A 1,898-nucleotide genomic window follows, 5' to 3' on the forward strand; every position below is an offset into this window, starting at 1 on the left:
CAACGCAGGCTATATTACAGCAAGTAATTCAATACAGTGAAGAGCGCGAAGGGGTTATGGTTTTTGCCGCCACGGTAATGCATGCCCAGGAAATATTAAGCTACTTGCCAGCTCATCAAAGTGCATTAGTAACAGGTGATACGCCAAACACTTAGCGCAATAAAATCATTAAGCAATTAAAAGCTAAGCAATTAAAGTATTTAGTTAATATTTTGGTATTAACTACAGGGTTTGATGCGCCACATGTCAACTTTATAACTATGTTGCACCTATAAATACCAAAATTGCTTTAGGGGTAAGTCTTCTATCTCACGGCCTAAACGTTTAACTTTTTGTGGTGGGTTTTCTTTCGATTTAGTATCGTTGAGTACACTTAACGTCTTTAGTTTTAGTAGTTTTCATAAAACTAGTCCTAAATGTGTAAATATATTTAGGACTAGACTATTTAATAAATAAGTTTACAAATGTCGCCTGATTTAATAAATAGGCTAAATATGAACTTAGTGTTTTTAGCCACGGTAAAAAAGGGTAATCTCTAGTTATTGAGTCTACTCGGTTAAAAGTATTGCATTGTCATTTTATAGCCTCTAGATTTGATAATTATACTATTGTAAAAGTATTTTTTTATAAAGCTTAAAGCAGCAGGTGTCTTTGAATGGTAAAAATAACTACTTAGCATTATACTAAGTAGGAATATTTAAATAATTCCTATCACACAATTTAGCGAGATATAGATGAAAGAAGTCCGATCTTTTATTAAAACAGCATCATTAACAGAGCTTGAAAAAGCTCAACAGCTTATCAATGATGCAATTTCAAAATATACCCAGCAGCAAAAAGCGAAACAGGAAGTTTTGGATCTTTTAAAAGAAAAAGGACTTACGCTAGAAGATTTACAAGATGGAGCATCAGACAAGCGCACTAAAGTTAAGCCTAAGTACCGCATGGAACTTAATGGTGAGACTATTGAATGGACTGGCCGAGGCCGTCGTCCTAAAGCGTTTGAAGGTGTTGAGCTTGAAAAGTTTTTAGCTTAAAGCTAAATATAAGAGAAGCTTCGGCTTCTCTTTTTTGTTTACCCCTCAATAAAATATAATTAAAGTCTAAATGTCATAGCAGTAATTTGCTAAAATCCCCTTATTAAAATCTATTTGTTTTCCCATGAGCTATAAACTAAGACCTTACCAGCAAGAAGCCGTAGAACGCACTGTTTTACACTTTAGAAAGAGTAATGATCCTGCCGTTATTGTACTACCAACCGGCGCAGGTAAGAGTTTGGTTATTGCTGAACTTGCGCGTATAGCTAAGCAAAAAATATTAGTGCTTGCTCATGTAAAAGAGCTGGTAGAGCAAAATTCACAAAAATATAAAAGTTTTGGCTTAGAGGCGAGTATATTTTCAGCAGGCTTAAAAGAAAAATCATTAAACCATCAAGTAACCTTTGCCAGTGTGCAATCACTTTCTCGTAATTTAAATAAATTAAATGAGCATTATTCATTACTTATTATTGATGAATGCCACAGGGTAAATGGGGATAAAAAAAGTCAGTACGGTAAAGTAATAAACAGTTTAAAAGAGCATAACCCTCAGTTAAAAGTATTGGGTTTAACAGCAACACCTTATCGGTTAGGAATGGGGTGGATATACCACCACCATTATCATGGTTTTGTTAAGGGTACTCAAGAAAGTCCGTTTAAAAGTTGTATTTTTGAATTGCCGCTCAGGTATATGATCAAACATAATTATTTAACGCCGCCTAACGAAGTTGATGCAGCAATTAGCCATTATGATTTTTCGTCCTTAGATAGCAATGCATTTGGGCAATATACGACTGATGACATGAATGCGCTTTTAAAAAACAGTGAGCGCGCAACGCAGGCTATATTACAGCAAGTAAT

2 protein-coding genes and 1 pseudogene are annotated in these 1,898 nt (G+C 34.7%); all 3 read left to right on the forward strand.

What is annotated here, in order from left to right; all coding sequences use genetic code 11:
- Nucleotides 1-266, forward strand: a pseudogene (locus H5117_RS20795) (DEAD/DEAH box helicase); the annotation flags it as partial.
- Between the two features lie 468 nt (nucleotides 267-734).
- Nucleotides 735-1,037, forward strand: a complete 303-nt coding sequence (locus H5117_RS20340; protein WP_002958250.1) for an H-NS family nucleoid-associated regulatory protein — start codon at nucleotides 735-737, stop codon at nucleotides 1,035-1,037.
- A gap of 124 nt (nucleotides 1,038-1,161) precedes the next feature.
- Nucleotides 1,162-1,898: DEAD/DEAH box helicase (locus H5117_RS20345; RefSeq protein WP_182739015.1), on the forward strand; the 737-nt coding region annotated here is incomplete at its 3' end.

The organism is Pseudoalteromonas sp. SG45-1 (assembly GCF_014164135.1).
Lineage (GTDB): Bacteria > Pseudomonadota > Gammaproteobacteria > Enterobacterales > Alteromonadaceae > Pseudoalteromonas > Pseudoalteromonas distincta.

Coding starts and splice junctions, on each gene's coding strand:
- H5117_RS20340 (WP_002958250.1), top strand. CDS start 735: ATGAAAGAAGTCCGATCTTTTATTAAAACAGCATCATTAACAGAGCTT.